This window comes from Mesorhizobium sp. M1E.F.Ca.ET.041.01.1.1 (assembly GCF_003997355.1).
GTDB lineage: Bacteria > Pseudomonadota > Alphaproteobacteria > Rhizobiales > Rhizobiaceae > Mesorhizobium.
The window spans coordinates 1-404 of the sequence record NZ_RZSL01001280.1 but is presented as its reverse complement, the minus strand read 5'-3'; the positions used below and the strand labels follow the sequence as shown (position 1 = coordinate 404).

At 65.1% G+C, this 404-nt stretch carries 1 protein-coding gene; it reads left to right on the top strand.

Features of this window, described 5'->3' with window-relative positions:
- Window positions 1-404, top strand: a 404-nt coding sequence (locus EOA38_RS38790; RefSeq protein ID WP_145966375.1) for an ROK family protein, incomplete at both ends; no start/stop codon positions are given.

The following is a 404-nucleotide window of genomic DNA, read 5'->3' as shown; positions in this document are numbered from 1 at the left end:
ACTTCGTCTATTTCTATATCGGCGCCTTTGCCGGCGGCGGCATCGTACTCAACGGCCGCCTGTTCGGCGGTCCGACCGGAAACGCCGGCGCGCTGGGCTCCATGCCGGTGCCGGGGCCGGACGGCAAGCCGACGCAGCTCATCGACGTCGCCTCGATCGCGATGCTGGAAAAGGCGCTCAACGCGAAGGGCATAGACGGCTCGCATCTTTGGACTTCGCCGCAGGAATGGGGTGATATTGGCGCCGAACTGGACGAATGGATTGCAAACGCCGCGCAAGCGCTGGCCTATGCAATCGTCGCGGCCTCATCGGTCATCGATTTCGAGGCCGCGGTGATCGACGGTTGGATGCCGCTCGAGGTGCGGCGGCGGCTCGTCGATGCGGTCACGGATGCGATCACCGGC